Here is a 16235-nt window from a genome sequence, read left to right as displayed (position 1 = left end):
GGCTCGGTGGCGAACGCGGCCTTGCGCCGCTCGGCCAGCTTCCGTCGCTCCCGTTGGTACTGCGCGGGCAGAATCAGCCCCTCGTCGCGCAGGATTCGCAGCACGGTCGCCTCGGAAACCACATGCCCGTCGTGGCGGACCATCGCCCAGATCTTCCGATGCCCCCACGCCGGATGGGCCAGCGCGTGCTCGACCACCAGTTCGCTGGCGGCCTGCCGTGCCGGTTGCGGCCACGGTCCCTTCACCGCCGTCCCGGTGCGGGCCTTGGCCTGCCAGCGGCGCCAGGTCCGCTCGGGCATGTCGAAGAGCTGGCAGAACCTCGCGGTCGACATGCCCGCTTCCACGCGGATCACCTCGAGGTCCTCGAAGGGCCCAGCCGGCCCTCCGCGGACTTCTTCCACACCCTGGCTTCCAGGTGTGCCTCGCCCAAGGCCTGGGTCAGCTCGGCGACCTCGGCCTCCAGCTGTTCCTCTCGGGAGGATGGTCCGGACCTGCCGGCCGCCAGGGCGGTCTTGCCGGCTTCCAGGAACTCGGCCTTCCACCGTCCGATGGAATGCTCACTGACTTTCTCCTTGCGTGCCGCTTCGGCGATGGACATCTCGCCGGCCAGCACGCTCAGCACTATCCGGGTCTTCTTCTCCGCCGGAATCGAGGGTGGTCTACCCATGTCTGACTCTCCTTCAGGACCTACATAACGGCCCTGCCACTAAATCTGACGCGCGACACTGCGTGAGCTCAGGCGACGCAACCGGCTGCTGGCAATCAGACTTCACCCACGTCCGACTCGCCGACGACACCGACGTCGAAGTCATCACCTGGCTCGATGACTACTCCCGCTACGCGCTGCACATCTCCGCCCACCCGCGCATCACCGTCAACACCGTGGTATCCACATTCACCCGCACCACCAGCAGCCACGGCCTCCCGGCAGCCACCCTGACCGACAACGGACTCGTCTACACCGCCCGCTACCGCGGCGACATCAACCGCTTCGAGAAACACCTGCGCGCCCACGACATCGAACAGCGCAACGGCACCGGCAACCACCCCCAGACCCAAGGGAAAGTCGAACGCTTCCAACAGACGATGAAGAAATGGCTCGCCGCCACCGAACCGGCCACCACGATCGCAGAGCTCAACACCCGACTCAACGCGTTCGCCACCATCTACAACACCCAGCGCGTTCAGAGCGCGAAGAAGACCACCCCCTACGCCGCCTACATCAGCAAACCCAAGGACACGCCCTCACCACTGCCGGCCGACACTACCCGCTACCGCCACGACCGGATCGACAGAACCGGGAAAGTCAGCCTCCGCTACGACTCCCGCATGTACTCCATCGGCGTCGGCCGAACCCACGCCCGAACCCGCGTCGTCCTCATCATCAAAGACCGCCACATCACGATCGTGGACAAGACCACCGGAGAAGTCATCCGCGACCTCACCCTGGACCCCACACGCCGTTACCAGAAGCAATGAAAAACACCCCGAACCATGGGTTCGGGGTGTTTCCGATGTACTGAGACATCACACTGTCGGGCTAGCGGGATTCGAACCCACGACCTCTTGACCCCCAGTCAAGCGCGCTACCAAGCTGCGCCATAGCCCGATTGGTCCGCCCTGCGGCGAAACGATCCTGGACAACCTTATACCCCGCCCGCCGTGCGGGCAAAAACGGCCGGCACCCCGCGGGCCGGTGACGCGTAGACTGGCCCGATGTTCGTCATCTTCGGTTTCGGCAAGCGGCAGAGACCCCAGGGCCCCGGCGCGCTGCGCGACTGCCCGCGCTGCCACAACACCACCCGGTGGAACCGGATGCGCGAGTTCTCCCGGTTCACCCTCTTCTTCATCCCTATCGCGCGCTGGGGCCGCCGCGAGTTCGAGACCTGCGGCATCTGCACCGCCTTGATCGAGGTGTGACCCACCCGCAGCGTGATCCGCACGGACCCCGCCGGTCCGCGCTCCTGGACTGAGTGCGACACCGGCCCGGATATGCCACGATGGGGAATCGACGCGGCATCGGGACGGACGAGACGAGGAGGGGCGCGTGGCGGACGAGCACTCCGAGGACCCCCGAGCACGCGCAGAAGGCTCCGACCGGGAGCCGCCGATCTCCGAGAGGCGCGCCGCCCTCGCCGCCTCCGACACCCGCCGCAGCCGCCGCTCCCGCACTCGCCGCTCCGATCCGGCGCGCGCCCGCCGCTTCGCCGAGCGCCGCATCTCCTCGCGCGAATCCGACCGGCCCCGCACCTCGTTCTCCGAATCCCTGCTCGAATCCCTGTGGAACCGCACTCCGGAGCCCGACTACGAGATCGCGGCGAGCAAGAAGGTGCCCCGCACCACCGGCTCGCGGATGATGTTCGGCGCTGTCGCCGTCGTGCTCGGGCTGACCTTCACCGTCGCGGTCGTCCAGCTCACCCGCACCGAGGACGGGGAGCGGGGCACCGCCGATTTCCTCGCCGGGCAGATCGAGTCCCGGCAGCAGGACAACGAGCGGCTCGCCTCCGACATCGAGGAGCGCACGGCTGCGCTCGCCTCCGCTCAGCGCTCGGCGCTGACCGAGGAGCAGAGCCGCGAGCTCGACGCGCTCGCCCGCACTGCCGGCGCCGAGGAGCTCACCGGCCCCGGCACGATCATCACCCTGCGTGACCAGGACCGGGCCGAGGCCGAGGACGACCCCCGGCAGACCACCGCCGCGGAGAACCGGGTGCAGGACATCGACCTGCAGACCGTCGTCAACGGGTTGAACGCCGTCGGTGCGCAGGGCATCGCGATCAACGGCCACCGGCTCACCTCGGCCTCGGCCATCCGCTCGGCCGGCAGCGCGATCCTCGTGAATTTCGATCCGCTCGAACCGCCCTACGAGGTCGTCGCGATCGGCGACGAGGAGCTCGGCGACCGGTTCCTCGCCGCGCCCGCCGCCGACTACCTCACGACGATCCGGACCGAATACGGGATCGGCTCGCAGATCTCCCGCGAGGAGCGCACCCTGCCCGCGGCCGAGGTCTCCGCCCCGCGCTTCGCCGAACGCACCGACCCCGGACCGGAGGCCATTCTGTGATCGCCATCATCGGACTCGTCATCGGGATCGGGCTCGGGATCATCCTCGACCCGGCCGTCCCCGCCGTCATCCAGCCCTACCTCCCGATCGCCGTGGTCGCCGCGCTCGACGCGCTCGCCGGTGGCCTGCGGGCAGTGCTCAGCGGGAACTTCGACGACCGCGTCTTCGTCATCTCCTTCTTCTCCAACTCCCTCGTCGCCGCGCTCATCGTGTTCATCGGCGACAAGCTCGGAGTCGGCTCGCAGCTATCCACCGGCGTCGTCGTGGTCCTCGGCATCCGCATCTTCACCAACGCCGCGGCCATCCGCAGACAGCTGTTCAAGGCATGAGCACCGGCGACCTCGATCCGCGGGAGCGACCGGAGTCCGGTCCGCCCGGGCCCAACCCGGAGCCGGAGCACGCCGGCACCCGGGAGCAGGCCTGGGAGAGGCTGCGCTCCGCCCTCGGTCTCTCCTCCTGGCGCTCCCAGGCGCTCGCCGGAGTGCTCTGCGCGCTGCTCGGCTTCGCATTCGTCGCCCAGATCCAGCAGACCGAGGAATCCGGCCTCAGCCAGCTCTCGGAGACCGAGCTCGTCCGGGTGCTCGACGACATCGACGACCGCAACGCCCGGCTCGAGTCGGAGGCCTCCCAGCTGAGCCGGGACGAGCAGGAGCTCGAATCCGGTTCTAATCAGCGCGAGGCCGCCCGGCAGCAGGCGCGCGACCGGGTCGAGGCACTGTCGATCCTCGCCGGCACCGTCGCCGTCACCGGGCCGGGCATCGTCGCCACGATCGACGGCTCCGCAGGCGTCGTCACCGCGGCGAACCTCGTCACCTTCGTCCAGGAGCTGCGCGATGCCGGGGCCGAGGCGATCGACATCAACGGCACCCGGGTGGTCGTCGACACCTACTTCACCGAGTCCGAGGACGGCAGGCTGCGCGTCGCCGGCGCGGATCTCAGCCGACCGATCACCATCACCGCGATCGGCGAGCCGGACACCATGGCCACGGCGATGCGGATCCCCGGCGGCGTTGCCGATACGATCGAGCAGCGCGGGGGCACGTTCACCGTGGAGACGCATGATGCGGTGGACATCGACAGCGTGGTCGCCCCGGCCGAGGGTGAGGACGGCGACGATGGCGACGGGGGCTGAACAGGGGCGGAGCCCGGAACGATCCGAACCCGGAGGTGCGTGAACCGACGCCCGCATCATGGCTGGTCAGGTGCGCAGCCGGGACCGGCGGGCGAGCGGCCTCCGAGCGGCCTCCGAGCAGGGGTGCGGCGCCCCGCTCGACCGCGGAACAGCACCCGGATAAGGTGTGTGACGAATTCGTCGCCCGAATGTTACCTGAGGTGGGCGAACGGCTATGCTGGTGGCACCACCACACGACGCAGGAGATGACATGGCTCAGTTGGACTTCCCGGCCGACCTCAAGTACTCGCGCGATCACGAATGGGTCGCCGGTACGGGGCAGGACGCCGTCGTCCGAGTCGGGATCAGCGATTTCGCCCAGGACTCCCTGGGAGACGTCGTGTTCGTCGACCTGCCTGCCGTCGGTGACACCATCACCGCAGATGAGACCTGCGGGGAGATCGAGAGCACGAAGAGTGTGTCCAACGTCGTCGCCCCTGTCAGCGGAGAGGTCGTCACGGTCAACGACGAGGTCGTCGAGACCCCGGAGACCGTCAACTCCGATCCCTACGGCGCCGGCTGGCTCTTCGAGGTGAGGTTGAGCAGCCCCGCCGGGGCGGACGCGCTCATGGATGCAGACACGTACAGCCAGGAAGTGGAAAGCGAGGGAGCCTGATGTCCCAGCAGCACGACCCCCGGAACGACTCCGGAGTCCCGCAGGCCCCCTGGTACGGCGGCACCGACGAGGAGCGGGCTCCGAAGACCTTCCCGTTCGGGGACCAGGGCGAGCAGCCCGGTCCGCAGGGTGAGGCCGACGGCGGCGCGCAGCCGCCGACGCAGAACCACGCCCCTGTCGCGCCCGATCCGCACGCCCAGGCCGGTTCCGCGCCGCAGCACGGTCAGTGGCAGCAGCCGCAGGACCAGGGACAGTACGGCTCGCAGGGACAGCCCTACGGCCGGCAGCAGGCCCCCGTGCACCAGGAGCAGTGGCAGCAGCCGCAGAACGGCTCCCAGGGCCACGCCTACGGCACCCAGCAGGCGCAGCCGTCCGGCGACCAGGGTCAGTGGCAGCAGCCCCAGGACCAGGGACAGTACGGCGCACAGCAGCCGTACGGCTCCCAGGGGCAGCCCTACGGTCAGCCCATCGGTGCACCGGCGCCGCAGCACGGCCAGTGGCAGCAGCAGGATCAGGGCCAGTACGGTTCGCAGGGCCAGCCCTACGGCGACCAGGGCCAGTGGCAGCAGCCGCAGGACCAGGGTCAGTACGGCTCCCAGGGCCAGCCCTACGGCGCCGCCGGGGGGCCGCAGGACCACCAGACCGACTCCGGCCGGGCCGCGCCCGCGGACTCGCAGCAGTTCCAGGGGTTCCTCGACCCGCACACCGGTGAGATCCACCCGGTCCCGGATCTCGCGCACCTGCAGGATTCCGATGCGCTGCTCGTCGTGGTCTCCGGCCCGGACGCCGGTGCCCAGATCCTCCTCGACACCGATGTCGTCACCGTCGGGCGCAGCCCGAACGCCGACATCTTTCTCGACGACGTCACCGTGTCGCGCAAGCACGCGGAGTTCGTCCGCACCCCTGCCGGATTCACCCTGCGCGACACCGGTTCGCTCAACGGCACCTACGTGGGCCGGCAGCTCATCGACTCCGTGGAGCTGCAGAACGGTGCCGACGTGCAGATCGGCAAGTTCCGGATGATCTTCCAGCAGCGACCGCGGACCGCCTGAGGCGGGGCTGTCCATGGCCGCTGTCGAAGTCGAGGTCGTCGGGGTGCGCATCGAGCTCCCCGCCAACCAGCCCATCCTCCTGCTCAAGGCGGTGAACCTGCCCCGGTTCCTGCCGATCTGGATCGGCGCCGCAGAGGCGAACGCGATCGGGATCGTGCAGCGCGGGCTGACACCGCCGCGGCCGCTGAGCCACCACCTCATGCTCGACATCCTCGAAGCGCACGGCGACAGCCTGAGCCGAGTCGTGATCACCGGTCGGGAGAACCACACCTTCCTCGCCGAGCTCCGCACCGAGGCCGGCAAGACGATCTCGGCGCGCCCCTCGGACGCGATCGCGATGGCGCTCATCGCCGACAGCCCGGTCTATGCGGCCGAGGAGGTCGTCGCGGAGAACGGCATCGACGCCCCGGCGCCCGACGAGGAGGAGGTCGCGCAGTTCCGCGAGTTCCTCGACCACGTGTCGCCCGAGGACTTCGAGGGCCGGTCCTGAGCCGCCGTACGTCCCGCACCCGCCCGCCCCATCACAACGATCGAACCAGGTGAGACATCCGTGAGCTTGAATACCAGCCGACTGTACGAAGCCGCCGGACAGGCCGAGGCCAGCGAGGAGACCATCGCCGGTCTCGACGCCTGGCGTTCTCTCGAGCCGCTGCAGCAGCCGACGTATCAGGACGCCGAGGAGCTCGCAGGGGTCCTCGACCGCCTGCGCGAGGTGCCGCCCCTGATCTTCGCCGGCGAGGCCGACCGGCTGCGCGACCACATCGCGCAGGCGTCCCGCGGTGAGGCCTTCGTGCTCGCCGGGGGAGACTGCGCGGAGTCCTTCGCCAGCGCCTCCGCCGACGCCATCCGGCGCCGTGTGCAGACGGTGCTCCAGATGGCCGTCGTCCTCACCTACGGCGGATCCCTGCCGGTCGCCAAGATCGGCCGGATGGCCGGGCAGTTCGCCAAACCGCGGTCCTCGGACATGGAGACCCGCGACGGTGTGACGCTGCCGTCCTACCGCGGCGACATCGTCAACGACCACGAGTTCACCCCCGAGGCGCGCCGTCACGACCCGAACCGGCTGCTCGACGCCTACCACGTGTCCTCGTCGACGCTCAATCTCATCCGCGCCTTCACCACCGGCGGCTTCGCGGACCTGCGCCTCGTCCACGAGTGGAACCGCGGCTTCCTCGGCTCGAACCCGAACTACCACCGCTACGAGCAGCTCGCCCGCGAGATCGATCGCGCGCTCAAGTTCATGGACGCGTGCGGAGCCGATTTCGACGCGATCGGCTCCGTCCAGTTCTTCTCCGCCCACGAGGCGCTCCTGCTCGAGTACGAGCGCGCTCTCACCCGGATCGACTCCCGCACCGGCGACCCCTACGACGTGTCGGGCCACTTCCTGTGGATCGGCGAGCGGACCCGACAGCTCGACTCCGCCCACGTCGACTTCCTGTCGCGGGTGAAGAACCCGATCGGCGTCAAGCTCGGACCCACCGCCACCGCGGACGACGCGCTCGCGCTGGCCGACAAGCTCGACCCCGAGGGCGAGCCCGGCCGCCTGACCTTCATCACCCGGATGGGCGCCGAGGTCATCCGCGAGCGCCTCCCGAAGCTCCTCGGGGATATCGGCGATCGCCTGCCCCAGGTCACCTGGGTGTGCGATCCCATGCACGGCAACACCATCACCTCGAACACCGGCTACAAGACCCGTCGCTTCGAGGACGTCATGGGCGAGGTCGCCGGCTTCTTCGACGCCCACTACGACGCCGGCACGATCCCCGGCGGCCTCCACATCGAGCTCACCGGCGACGACGTCACCGAGGTGCTCGGCGGGGCCTCCGAGATCGACGAGGAAGGCCTGCGGCGGCGCTACGAGACGCTCGTCGACCCGCGCCTCAACCACGACCAGTCCCTCGAGATGGCCTTCCAGGTCGCGGAGTACCTCACCGACCGCCAGAAGACCCAGCACTGACGAGGCCGGGACCGGAGCACCGCACCGGCGGGGAACCCCCGCGACCGCGACGCCCCGCACCCACGGCATCCGCACACACCCCGGGAGGGCCCCGATGATCGATCTGCGCTCCGACACCGTCACCCGCCCCACGCCGGACATGCGCCGCGCAATGGCCGAGGCCGAGGTGGGCGACGACGTCTACGGCGAGGACCCGACGATCAATGCCCTCGAGGAGCAGGTGGCGGGGCTGCTGTCCCATGAGGCGGGCCTGTTCTGCCCCTCGGGGTCGATGACGAACATGCTCGGCATCGCCGCGCAGGTGCCCCGCGGCTGGGAGGTGCTCGCCGACCACCGCGCGCACATCCTGCGCGCCGAGTGCGGCGGGCATGCTGCGCTGGCCGGCGTCACCTCCCGCACCTGGGTGTCGGCCGACGGCACCTTCGATGCCGCGCAGGCGCTGTCCATGGTGAGCCGCCCGCGCGGCTACAACCAGGTGGGTACCGCGGTGATCTCGGTGGAGAACAGCCACAACTTCGGCGGGGGTCGGGTCGCCGACATCGAGCAGCTGCGTACCCTGCACGCGCGCACCCGCGAGCTCGGGGTCGCAGTCCACGTCGACGGCGCGCGGATCGCGAACGCCGCCGCGGCCACCGGGGTCGGACTGGGGGAGTACGGTGCGCTCGCCGACTCGGTCTCCCTGTGCCTGTCCAAGGGGCTCGGGGCGCCGGTGGGCAGCGTGCTCGTCGGCTCCGCCGAGCTCATCGCCGAGGCGCGCGTGCTCCGCAAGCGCTACGGCGGGGGCATGCGACAGGCGGGGATCCTCGCCGCGGCCGGCCTGTGGGCGCTCGAGCACAACCTCGAGCGACTGGCCGAGGACAACGCGGCCGCGGCCCGGATCGCCCGGGCCATCGCCGAGGTCGACCCGGCCGTCGTCGACCCGGACACCGTGGACACGAACATCGTCTTCATCGATCTCGGCCCCACCGGACTCGACGCGCAGGCCTACGCCGCGGCGACCGAGGCCGCCGGGGTGCGGGTGTCGGTCATGGACGAGGATTCGGTGCGGATCGTCACGCACCTCGACGTGTCCGCCGAGGATGCCCGGCGCGCCGGGGAGATCCTCGCCCGCAGCCTCGCCGAGAACGCCTGACCCGGAGTCAGTCCGTCTTCTCCTCGGACTCCGCCTCGTCCTTCTTCTCGCCGTCGGCGGGCTCCTTGCCCTTCGACACGGTGAGGATGACGAGCTCGCCCGGGCCCACCTCCTTCTCTCCGCGCGGCCACTGCGAGATCACGCGTCCCTTCTCGACGGAGTCGTCGTACTTCTCCTCCTTCGCCACGAGGAAGCCCAGGCGGGTGAGCTTGCCGAACGCGGTGTCGTACTCGAGCCCGGTGACGATCGGCACGGTGACCGGGGCGACGCCCTTCGACACGACGAGGTCGACCGCGGTGCCCGGCGGCACCTGTGCGCCGGCCTCCACCGACTGGGACATGACTTCGCCGTCGGGCACGCTCGACGAGTGCTCGCGCGACACCGTGCCGACGGTGAGGCCGGCCTCCTCGAGCGCGGTGCGCGCCTCCTCCTCGGTGCCGCCGGCGGTGTCCGGGGTGCCGAACAGCTCCTCGCCCTTCGACACGAGCACGGTGACGACGGAGTCCGGGGCGAGCTCGGTGCCCGGCCCCGGTTCGGTGCCGACGACCTTGCCCGCCGGCACCGCGGTGTTGAAGACCTCGTGGGTGCGGACCTCGAGCCCGGCATCGGTGATGGTGCGGGAGGCGTCGCGCTGATCCTGGCCGGCGACCGCGGCGGGCACCGCTGCCATCGGCTCCTCCGTGGGCGTCACGCCCCAGGCCACGAGGCCGAGCGCGACAGCGGCGGCGAGCACTCCGGCGACCCGCTTGCGCGGCCCGCGGCGACCGCCCGGACGGGTGCCCGCGCCGCCGTGGGGCCCGCCGCCGGACCCGGCGAGCATCCGGGTGCGCTTCGTGCGACCGGGACCGGTGGAACCCGCCGCCCCGTGCGCACCGGCGGAAGCACCGGCAGCGGCGACCCGGGAGTCCTGTGCGGCTCCGGTGTCGACGTCCCGCTCCGCGTCGTCGTCCTCCTCGTCGGCGAGGTAGGGGATCTCGTCGGTGCGCGCCCGCGGCTCCTTGGGCTCGGGCTGCTCTGGATCCTCGTCGATGACCATCGTCGCGGTGAGCACGGGGGAGTGGGCGGTGGGGTCGCCGTCGCAGGTGGCGAGGTCGAGCTCGGCCTCGGAGAGCGACATCCGCGCCTCGGTGAGCGCGGTGCGCAGGGCGCTCGCGCCGCCCGGCCGGTCGTCGGGCTCGCGGGAGGTCGCCCACAGCACGATCGCGTCGAGCAGGGGGCTGATCCCGGCGCGCGATTCCGAGGGGGCGGGCACCGAATCGTGGACGTGACGGTAGGCGACCTGGATCGGCACCTCGTCGGTGTACGGCTGGGAGCCGGTGAGCATCTCGTAGAACATGATGCCGAGCGTGTAGAGGTCGGTGCGCGCGTCGGCTCCCGTGCGGGTGACGAGCTCCGGGGCGACGTAGCCGACCGTGCCGATCAGCGTCTTCGTCGTCGTCGCGCTCGTCACCGCCCGGGCGAGGCCGAAATCGGCGAGCTTGATCTGGCCGTCGGTGCCGAGCAGCACATTGTCCGGCTTGAGGTCGCGGTGGATGATGCCGGCGGCGTGGACAGCCTCGAGCGCTGCGAGGATCGAGTCCATGACGACGATCGCCTGGCGCGGGCTGAGCCGGCCGCGGTGCCCCAGCTCCTTGCGCAGCGTCACCGACTCGAGGTACTCCATGACGAGGTAGACGACGTCGCCGTCGCGACCCTGGTCGTGGACGGCGACGAGGTTGGGGTGGCTGAGGCGCGCGGCGTTGATCGCCTCGCGCTTGAAGCGCTCGACGAAGGTGTCGTCGCTGAGCAGGTGGGCGTGCATGACCTTGATCGCGACCTCGCGGTCGAGCCGCAGGTCGGTGCCGCGGTACACCATGGCCATGCCGCCGCGGGCGACGACCGCCTCGATGCGGTACCGCTCGTCGAGCACGATGCCGAGCAGCGGGTCCTGGAGGGCCATCATGATTTCTGCTCCTGTGTCCTGAATCGGTCCTTCTGGACCTGCACTGCGCGCACGTAGCGCCGGGTGTCCGCGTAGGGTCCGTTCTCCTGCACCGAGCTCAGCCCCTGGTAGTAGCCCGCGAGTGCCTGCGACTCGGAGTCCGCGGTGCGGGTGAGCCAGCGCAGGATCGCCGTGCCGGCGGTGATGTTGTCCGCGGCGTCGAGGATGTCGAGATCGCGGCCGGCGAGCTGTCCCGCCCAGGCCCCGGCGGCCGGCGAGACCTGCATGACGCCGATCGCGTTCGCCGGGGACACGACGCGCTGATTGAACCCGGACTCCTGCTGGGCGACGGCGAGCGCGAGGCTCGGGTCGACGCCGAGCTGCCGGGCGATCGAGGCGACGAGCGCGGTGATCTCCGTCCGGTGCGGGGCCGGGCGGGCGGCGAGGGTCTGTTTGTTGATCCGAGCGGCGGTGTGGACCGCGGCGGGGTAGGCGCGGCCCTCGAAGGCGCGCGGCAGATGGGGGAGGTCGATGACGGCGGGCGGCGAGGGCCGCTGGCTCGATGCGCCGGTGCCGGAAAGCGCGAGGAGCTCCCCGGTGCGCAGGACCGTCGAGGTGCCCATCGCGTTCGCCCGCTGGAGCGCCGGGACGGTGGTGCCGTGCCGGTGCGCGATCGCGGCGAGCGTATCACCGGGGCGCACACGGTGCCCGGCCGGCGCCGGGACCGAGGCCTGCTCGGGCAGGGAGAGGACCTGGCCGGGGCGGACGCCCGCCTTCCCGCGCAGGCGGTTGAGCTCGAGCAGGGCGGGGGCGGACACCCCGTGCTTCGCGGCGATGGAGATCACCGTGTCCCCGGTCCGCACCTGGTAGGTGCGCCCGCCGTGGGACACCGGGACCGCGGCGGTCGTGGTGCCCGAGGTGAAGCCGGGTCCGTCGACGACGAAGGGAAGCTGGGGAGCCTCGGTGACGGGTGCCGCGGCCGCCTCGAGCGGTGCGGTGGGACCGGGAGCCGGGGCAGGACGGGAATCCGGCTGCAGCGGGGAGCCGGGGGCATCGGGGTGCGCGGCCTGAGCGGGGGCGGTGCCCGCGAGCAGGGCGGCGACCATGAGGGGCGCGGACGCGGCGGCAGTGCTGTACGCCCGTCGGGCCCGCGGTGAGGCGGGACGCGTCGCTGGAGTGCTCATGCGATGACCTGCAGTTCATAGGGGGAAGACAAGCTGCGGATGGAGTCATGACCAGCCTAGCGAGGAGACGGCGCAGAATCGGGTGAGCGTGCGCGCCCGGCGTGTCGGGCAGTACCCTGGACGGGTGAGCACAGCAGAGACCCTCGTAGAGGAATGGACGACCCTGCCCGATATCGCCGAGGACACCGGCGTCGGCATCTCGAAGGTGCGGCGCTGGGTCGAGGACCGGGCGATCGCCGGATTCAAGCACGGAGACCCGATGGTGTTCCGGGTGCCGACCCTCTTCATCGACGGCGAGGCACCCGTCCCGGCGCTCAAGGGCACCCTCATCCTCCTCGAGGATGCAGGCTACGACGCCGAGGCGGCGATCGCCTGGCTCTTCAACCCCGACGACACGCTGCCCGGGCGGCCGATCGACCTGCTCCGGGCGAACAACAAGGGCGAGGTGCGCCGCCGCGCCCAGGCCCTGGCCTTCTGATCCGGCTCCCGGCCAGCTGATCCACCCGGCTGACTCGACCCCCGGACTGCTGAGCTGCGCCGCGCTCACCGAGCCGTCGCGATCGGCGTCGCGGAGCCGGCGTCAGGCGGCGCGGCGGGTGAGCCGGAGGATGTACGCCTCGAGCAGCGCGCGGTCCGTCGCGGCGAGCGGGAGCTCGGCGAGCGCGGACTCCGCGCGGGTGGTCTCCGCATCGATCTGCTCCTCGAACGCGGCGAGCGCGCCGGTCGAGATCAGCAGCTCCTCCATCCGGCCGATCTCCGCGTCGGTGAGGTCCGCGGCGCCGAGGCGCTCGGCGAACCAGGCGGCGGTGTCCGGATCGAGGCGGGTGAGGGCGGAGCCGACGAGCACGGTCTTCTTGCCCTGGCGCAGGTCGTCCCCGGCGGGCTTGCCGGTGACCTGCGGGTCCCCGAACACGCCGAGCTCGTCGTCGCGGAGCTGGAAGGCGCGCCCGAGCGGCAGCCCGAACTCTGCGAGCGCGGCGAGCTGGTCCTCGTCCGCGCCGCCGAGCGCGGCACCGAGCAGGAGCGGGTGCTCGACGGAGTACTTCGCGGACTTGTAGGTGAGCACCTCGCGGGCGCGATCGATGAGGTCCGCGGGCTCCACCGGTGCGGCCTGGAGCCGGATGTCGAGGAACTGGCCGACCATGACCTCGCGGCGGAAGTCGTCGTGCCGGCGGACGGCCTCGGGCTCCGCGAGCCGGGAGAGCCCGGCGGAGCTGTAGATCTCCTCGCTCAGCGACAGGCACAGGTCGCCGGCGATGATCCCGGCGCCGGTGCCGTAGAGGGCGGCGTCACCGGCCCAGCCGCGCTCGGCGTGCGCGGTGCGGTGCGCGGCATGGACGGCCGGACGCCCGCGGCGGGTGTCGGAGTCGTCGATGATGTCGTCGTGGATGAGGGCTGCGGCATGGAGCAGCTCGACGGACGCGGCGACCCGGGCGATGCCGGGCTCCGCAGCCGCGTCGCCGCCGCCGAGCTCGAAGCCCCACCAGGTGATGAGCGCGCGGATCCGCTTGCCCTTCGCGGTGAACTCGCGGATCGGGTCGATGAGCTCCGCGGCGCTCGGTGAGATCGCGGCGAAGGAGTCCGCTGCGGCGCTCAGTGACTCGGCGAGCGCGGCGTCGACCCGCTCGATGACGGCGGCCGGTGGGGTGAGCCGGCTCACGGAGCGACCACGCCGCCGACGGTCACGAGGCGCTTCGCCTCGTCGTCGGGGTCGGGGCCGATCGAGACGGACACGGTCTGCGCGTCGCCCTCGGCGTGGAACGCCTGCGTGGTCACGCCGTCCTTCGACCCGGCCTCGCCGACCGCGGCGAAGCCGTGGCCCTCGAGGGACTCGGTGTAGAAGGACAGGATGTCCTCCTCGGACATGTCGGTGCGCATGACGAGCGCCGCGTTGACATGCTCGGCCGGCGCCTCCTCGCCCTCGGGGGCCTCCTCGCCCTCGGCCGGGGCGGATGCATCTGCGGACTGTCCGGCCTCCCCGGCGTCGACGGTGCCGAGCGAGGAGGAGATGATCTCGCTGTCGGGGAGCTGCTCGATCGCGGCCGGGAAATCGGGCAGCAGGGCACCCTGGGTGGTCATCACACCGGGGGTCCGCTCCTCCTCGGTCGGCTCGGCGGACTCGGCCGCCGCGGGAGAGGACTCCTCCGTGACGGGGTCCGGAGCGGTGCAGGCGGTCAGCGCCGCAGCGGTCGCGAGTCCGGCGCCCATGAGCGCGATGCGATGTATCATGCTCTCGAGTTTACCGGGCAGGGGTGAGATGAGTCGAAAGCAGCTGTCGCGCTCCGGCGGGGACCTCGCCGCCCTCGGCACCGACGACACCGGGTGCACGATCCTCCACCTCGACATGGACGCCTTCTTCGTGTCCGTCGAGCTCCTCGAGCGCCCCGAGCTCATCGGCACCGCAGTCATCGTCGGCGGTCGCAGCGGCCGCGGGGTCGTGGTGTCGGCGAGCTACGAGGCCCGCGAGTACGGCGTCCACGCGGCGATGCCGATGTCCCGGGCGGTCGCTCTGTGCCCGCACGCCACGGTGATCCCGCCCTCCAAGGGCCGCTACGGCGCGTTCTCCCGCCAGGTGTTCGAGGTCGTGTCCACGGTCACCGAGGACTACGCGCAGGTCAGCGTCGACGAGGGCTACCTCGATGTGAGCTCCGCGCTGCGCCGGCTCGGCCGCCCCGCGCGCATCGCCGCGGACCTGCGGGCAGCGATCCGGGAGCGCACCGGACTGGCCGCGTCGATCGGTGCGGCCGACAGCATGGTGGTGGCGAAGCTCGCCTCGGCCCGGGCCAAGCCCGACGGTCTGCTCGTCGTCCCCGTCGCCGAGGTCGCCGACTTCCTCCGCCCGATGCCGGTCGAGGCGCTGCCCGGGGTGGGTGCCCGCACGCAGTCGGTGCTCGCCCGCTACGGCATCCGGCAGATCGCCCAGCTCGCCGATGCCGACCCCGCCTGGCTGCAGCGCATCCTCGGCTCCGCGGGGATCACGCTCCACGGCTACGCCCACGGCCGCGACGGGCGCACGGTCCACAGCTCCGCGCGGGACCACACGATCAGCGGCGAGCACACCTTCCCGCACGACGTCGCGGACCCCGCTGTGCTCGAGCTCGAGCTGCTCCGGCTCGCCGACACCGTGGCCTCCCGCCTGCGCGGCGAGGGCAAGGCGGCGGCGGTCGTCGGGCTCAAGTACCGGCTGGCGGACTTCACCACCTTCTCCCGCTCGGTCACGCTCGCCGCCCCGTCCGACGTCGCCGCCGAGCTCCACGAGGCGCTGCTGCCGGCCCTCCACCGGCTCCGCGAGGCGCACGCGCAGCCGGTGCGGCTGCTCGGGCTGCGGGCCGCCGACCTCGTCGACATCTCCGCCGCCGGGCGCCAGTCCACGCTCGACGAGCCCGAGCACTCCCCGCGCGAGGCCGAACTCGCCCTCGACGCCGTGCGACAGCGGTTCGGGAGCGCAGCGATCAGCCAAGCATCCTTGATGCGGAGGAAGCGCGACCGGGGAGGCTGAGTGGTTCGTCAGAGATTCGGACCAATGGCTGCGGCCGGATGTCCAACTCGGCGTCGGCGGACTATGATGGGGATACTCAGTTTTCCGCGTGTGCACTAGGGGGCCGGCATGCCGCTTTCGGACCATGAACAACAGCTGCTCGATCAGCTCGAGAAGCAGCTGCGCAGCGAGGACCCCCGCTTCGCCCAGAACATCACGCAGCCGCGCAGCGAAGCCGGCTCGCCGATCTCGGCCAAGCGGTTCGTCGGCGGTGCGCTCGCGCTCATCGCCGGGGCGGCCGTGGTCGTCGCCTCGATCTATCTCTTCGAGCTCCCCTTCAACGTCATCGGCGGGGTGATCGGCTTCGCGATCATGGTGCTCGGCGGCTATTGGGCGGTCGCCGGGAACGATGCCCCGTCCGCGGCGCCCACCGGTGCCGCCGATTCCGCCACCCGTGCGCCGGGTAGGGCGAAGAGCGCCGCCGGCGGCGCGAACGGCGGCTTCATGGATCGCCTCGAGGACCGCTGGGACAAGCGCCGCCGCGGCGAATGATCCACTGCGCCCCCCTGACCCGAGCACCGCGCAGACACTGATCGGCCCCGGACACCCGTCCGGGGCCGATCCGCGTCGTGCCCTTGGTCGCCTGGCCACTCCGTCGACCTG

General features: G+C 71.3%; 18 protein-coding genes, 1 tRNA gene and 1 pseudogene. 13 read left to right on the top strand and 7 right to left on the bottom strand.

The features are described 5' to 3' along the window. A partial coding sequence (locus tag AB0I45_RS03275; protein ID WP_360316681.1) for an IS3 family transposase occupies nucleotides 1-353 on the bottom strand: 353 nt, incomplete at its 3' end. Continuing rightward, entirely contained in the window at nucleotides 350-667 is a 318-nt protein-coding gene (locus AB0I45_RS03270; protein ID WP_360316678.1) for a transposase, read from the bottom strand. The genes AB0I45_RS03275 and AB0I45_RS03270, both read right to left, overlap by 4 nt. Nucleotides 668-729: 62 nt before the next feature. Between AB0I45_RS03270 and AB0I45_RS03265 the strand changes: the two genes are divergently transcribed. Continuing rightward, the gene (locus AB0I45_RS03265) at nucleotides 730-1479 is read left to right on the top strand and encodes a DDE-type integrase/transposase/recombinase (protein WP_175406975.1); all 750 of its coding nucleotides are present in this window, start codon (nucleotides 730-732) and stop codon (nucleotides 1477-1479) included. Nucleotides 1480-1535: 56 nt separating this feature from the next. On the opposite strand, the gene AB0I45_RS03260 is transcribed toward AB0I45_RS03265, so the two are convergent. Then, a tRNA-Pro gene (locus AB0I45_RS03260) sits at nucleotides 1536-1609 on the bottom strand. Nucleotides 1610-1716: 107 nt separating this feature from the next. Between AB0I45_RS03260 and AB0I45_RS03255 the strand changes: the two genes are divergently transcribed. The 9 genes and pseudogenes from AB0I45_RS03255 to AB0I45_RS03215 all read left to right on the top strand — a co-directional run bounded on the left by AB0I45_RS03255 (nucleotide 1717) and on the right by AB0I45_RS03215 (nucleotide 8989). Continuing rightward, the gene (locus tag AB0I45_RS03255; RefSeq protein WP_345031196.1) at nucleotides 1717-1920 is read left to right on the top strand and encodes a zinc-ribbon domain-containing protein; all 204 of its coding nucleotides are present in this window, start codon (nucleotides 1717-1719) and stop codon (nucleotides 1918-1920) included. 127 nt (nucleotides 1921-2047) lie between these two features. After that, a complete protein-coding gene (locus AB0I45_RS03250; RefSeq protein WP_345031197.1) occupies nucleotides 2048-3061 on the top strand; it encodes a DUF881 domain-containing protein in 1014 nt (337 codons plus the stop codon). After that, nucleotides 3058-3390, top strand: a complete 333-nt coding sequence (locus AB0I45_RS03245) for a small basic family protein (protein WP_137319977.1) — start codon at nucleotides 3058-3060, stop codon at nucleotides 3388-3390. Before AB0I45_RS03250 ends, AB0I45_RS03245 begins: the two co-directional genes overlap by 4 nt. Beyond that, entirely contained in the window at nucleotides 3387-4193 is an 807-nt protein-coding gene (locus AB0I45_RS03240; RefSeq protein WP_345031200.1) for a DUF881 domain-containing protein, read from the top strand. Before AB0I45_RS03245 ends, AB0I45_RS03240 begins: the two co-directional genes overlap by 4 nt. Before the next feature lie 250 nt (nucleotides 4194-4443). After that, nucleotides 4444-4848 carry a glycine cleavage system protein GcvH gene (gene gcvH, locus AB0I45_RS03235; RefSeq protein ID WP_360316672.1) on the top strand — a complete coding sequence of 135 codons (405 nt, stop codon included), beginning with the start codon at nucleotides 4444-4446 and terminating at the stop codon, nucleotides 4846-4848. Nucleotides 4849-5603: 755 nt separating this feature from the next. Beyond that, nucleotides 5604-5900: pseudogene (locus AB0I45_RS03230) on the top strand (FHA domain-containing protein); the annotation flags it as partial. A 13-nt stretch (nucleotides 5901-5913) separates the two neighbouring features. After that, the gene (locus tag AB0I45_RS03225) at nucleotides 5914-6390 is read left to right on the top strand and encodes a bifunctional nuclease family protein (RefSeq protein ID WP_137319973.1); all 477 of its coding nucleotides are present in this window, start codon (nucleotides 5914-5916) and stop codon (nucleotides 6388-6390) included. A gap of 66 nt (nucleotides 6391-6456) precedes the next feature. Beyond that, the gene (locus AB0I45_RS03220) at nucleotides 6457-7857 is read left to right on the top strand and encodes a class II 3-deoxy-7-phosphoheptulonate synthase (RefSeq protein WP_295690188.1); all 1401 of its coding nucleotides are present in this window, start codon (nucleotides 6457-6459) and stop codon (nucleotides 7855-7857) included. A gap of 94 nt (nucleotides 7858-7951) precedes the next feature. Continuing rightward, nucleotides 7952-8989 (top strand): GntG family PLP-dependent aldolase, encoded by a 1038-nt coding sequence (locus AB0I45_RS03215; RefSeq protein ID WP_137319971.1) that lies wholly within the window; start codon nucleotides 7952-7954, stop codon nucleotides 8987-8989. A gap of 7 nt (nucleotides 8990-8996) precedes the next feature. On the opposite strand, the gene AB0I45_RS03210 is transcribed toward AB0I45_RS03215, so the two are convergent. Both AB0I45_RS03210 and AB0I45_RS03205 read right to left on the bottom strand, forming a co-directional pair. Beyond that, nucleotides 8997-10931: a PASTA domain-containing protein gene (locus AB0I45_RS03210; RefSeq protein ID WP_137319970.1), complete on the bottom strand. Its 1935-nt coding sequence runs from the start codon at nucleotides 10929-10931 to the stop codon at nucleotides 8997-8999. Further along, the gene (locus AB0I45_RS03205) at nucleotides 10928-12094 is read right to left on the bottom strand and encodes a LysM peptidoglycan-binding domain-containing protein (protein WP_254668805.1); all 1167 of its coding nucleotides are present in this window, start codon (nucleotides 12092-12094) and stop codon (nucleotides 10928-10930) included. Before AB0I45_RS03205 ends, AB0I45_RS03210 begins: the two co-directional genes overlap by 4 nt. Nucleotides 12095-12218: 124 nt before the next feature. Here AB0I45_RS03205 and AB0I45_RS03200 point away from each other — a divergent pair, with 124 nt between their 5' ends. After that, a complete protein-coding gene (locus tag AB0I45_RS03200) occupies nucleotides 12219-12572 on the top strand; it encodes an Rv2175c family DNA-binding protein (RefSeq protein WP_295690179.1) in 354 nt (117 codons plus the stop codon). Between the two features lie 102 nt (nucleotides 12573-12674). On the opposite strand, the gene AB0I45_RS03195 is transcribed toward AB0I45_RS03200, so the two are convergent. Both AB0I45_RS03195 and AB0I45_RS03190 read right to left on the bottom strand, forming a co-directional pair. After that, entirely contained in the window at nucleotides 12675-13754 is a 1080-nt protein-coding gene (locus AB0I45_RS03195; protein ID WP_345031207.1) for a polyprenyl synthetase family protein, read from the bottom strand. After that, a complete protein-coding gene (locus AB0I45_RS03190) occupies nucleotides 13751-14323 on the bottom strand; it encodes a hypothetical protein (protein ID WP_345031209.1) in 573 nt (190 codons plus the stop codon). Before AB0I45_RS03190 ends, AB0I45_RS03195 begins: the two co-directional genes overlap by 4 nt. A 28-nt stretch (nucleotides 14324-14351) precedes the next feature. On the opposite strand from AB0I45_RS03190, the gene dinB reads away from it, so the two are divergent. Together dinB and AB0I45_RS03180 are read left to right on the top strand one after the other, a co-directional pair. Next, nucleotides 14352-15593 carry a DNA polymerase IV gene (gene dinB, locus AB0I45_RS03185; RefSeq protein ID WP_137319966.1) on the top strand — a complete coding sequence of 414 codons (1242 nt, stop codon included), beginning with the start codon at nucleotides 14352-14354 and terminating at the stop codon, nucleotides 15591-15593. Between the two features lie 108 nt (nucleotides 15594-15701). After that, complete coding sequence (locus AB0I45_RS03180; protein ID WP_137319965.1) at nucleotides 15702-16124, top strand: DUF3040 domain-containing protein; 423 nt, start codon at nucleotides 15702-15704, stop codon at nucleotides 16122-16124. The last annotated feature ends 111 nt before the right edge of the window (nucleotides 16125-16235 follow it).

The organism is Brevibacterium sp. NPDC049920 (assembly GCF_040656435.1).
GTDB classification, from domain to species: Bacteria; Actinomycetota; Actinomycetes; order Actinomycetales; family Brevibacteriaceae; genus Brevibacterium; species Brevibacterium pityocampae.
Note: the sequence above shows the minus strand (reverse complement) of the source record. Positions and strands in the feature narration are given on the sequence as shown.

Excerpts from the sequence above, each read along its gene's own strand:
- AB0I45_RS03270 (WP_360316678.1), bottom strand. The coding sequence starts at position 667 with ATGGGTAGACCACCCTCGATTCCGGCGGAGAAGAAGACCCGGATAGTG.
- AB0I45_RS03255 (WP_345031196.1), top strand. The coding sequence starts at position 1,717 with ATGTTCGTCATCTTCGGTTTCGGCAAGCGGCAGAGACCCCAGGGCCCC.
- AB0I45_RS03240 (WP_345031200.1), top strand. The coding sequence starts at position 3,387 with ATGAGCACCGGCGACCTCGATCCGCGGGAGCGACCGGAGTCCGGTCCG.
- gcvH (WP_360316672.1), top strand. The coding sequence starts at position 4,444 with ATGGCTCAGTTGGACTTCCCGGCCGACCTCAAGTACTCGCGCGATCAC.
- AB0I45_RS03225 (WP_137319973.1), top strand. The coding sequence starts at position 5,914 with ATGGCCGCTGTCGAAGTCGAGGTCGTCGGGGTGCGCATCGAGCTCCCC.
- AB0I45_RS03215 (WP_137319971.1), top strand. The coding sequence starts at position 7,952 with ATGATCGATCTGCGCTCCGACACCGTCACCCGCCCCACGCCGGACATG.
- AB0I45_RS03210 (WP_137319970.1), bottom strand. The coding sequence starts at position 10,931 with ATGATGGCCCTCCAGGACCCGCTGCTCGGCATCGTGCTCGACGAGCGG.
- AB0I45_RS03205 (WP_254668805.1), bottom strand. The coding sequence starts at position 12,094 with ATGAGCACTCCAGCGACGCGTCCCGCCTCACCGCGGGCCCGACGGGCG.
- AB0I45_RS03190 (WP_345031209.1), bottom strand. The coding sequence starts at position 14,323 with ATGATACATCGCATCGCGCTCATGGGCGCCGGACTCGCGACCGCTGCG.
- dinB (WP_137319966.1), top strand. The coding sequence starts at position 14,352 with ATGAGTCGAAAGCAGCTGTCGCGCTCCGGCGGGGACCTCGCCGCCCTC.
- AB0I45_RS03180 (WP_137319965.1), top strand. The coding sequence starts at position 15,702 with ATGCCGCTTTCGGACCATGAACAACAGCTGCTCGATCAGCTCGAGAAG.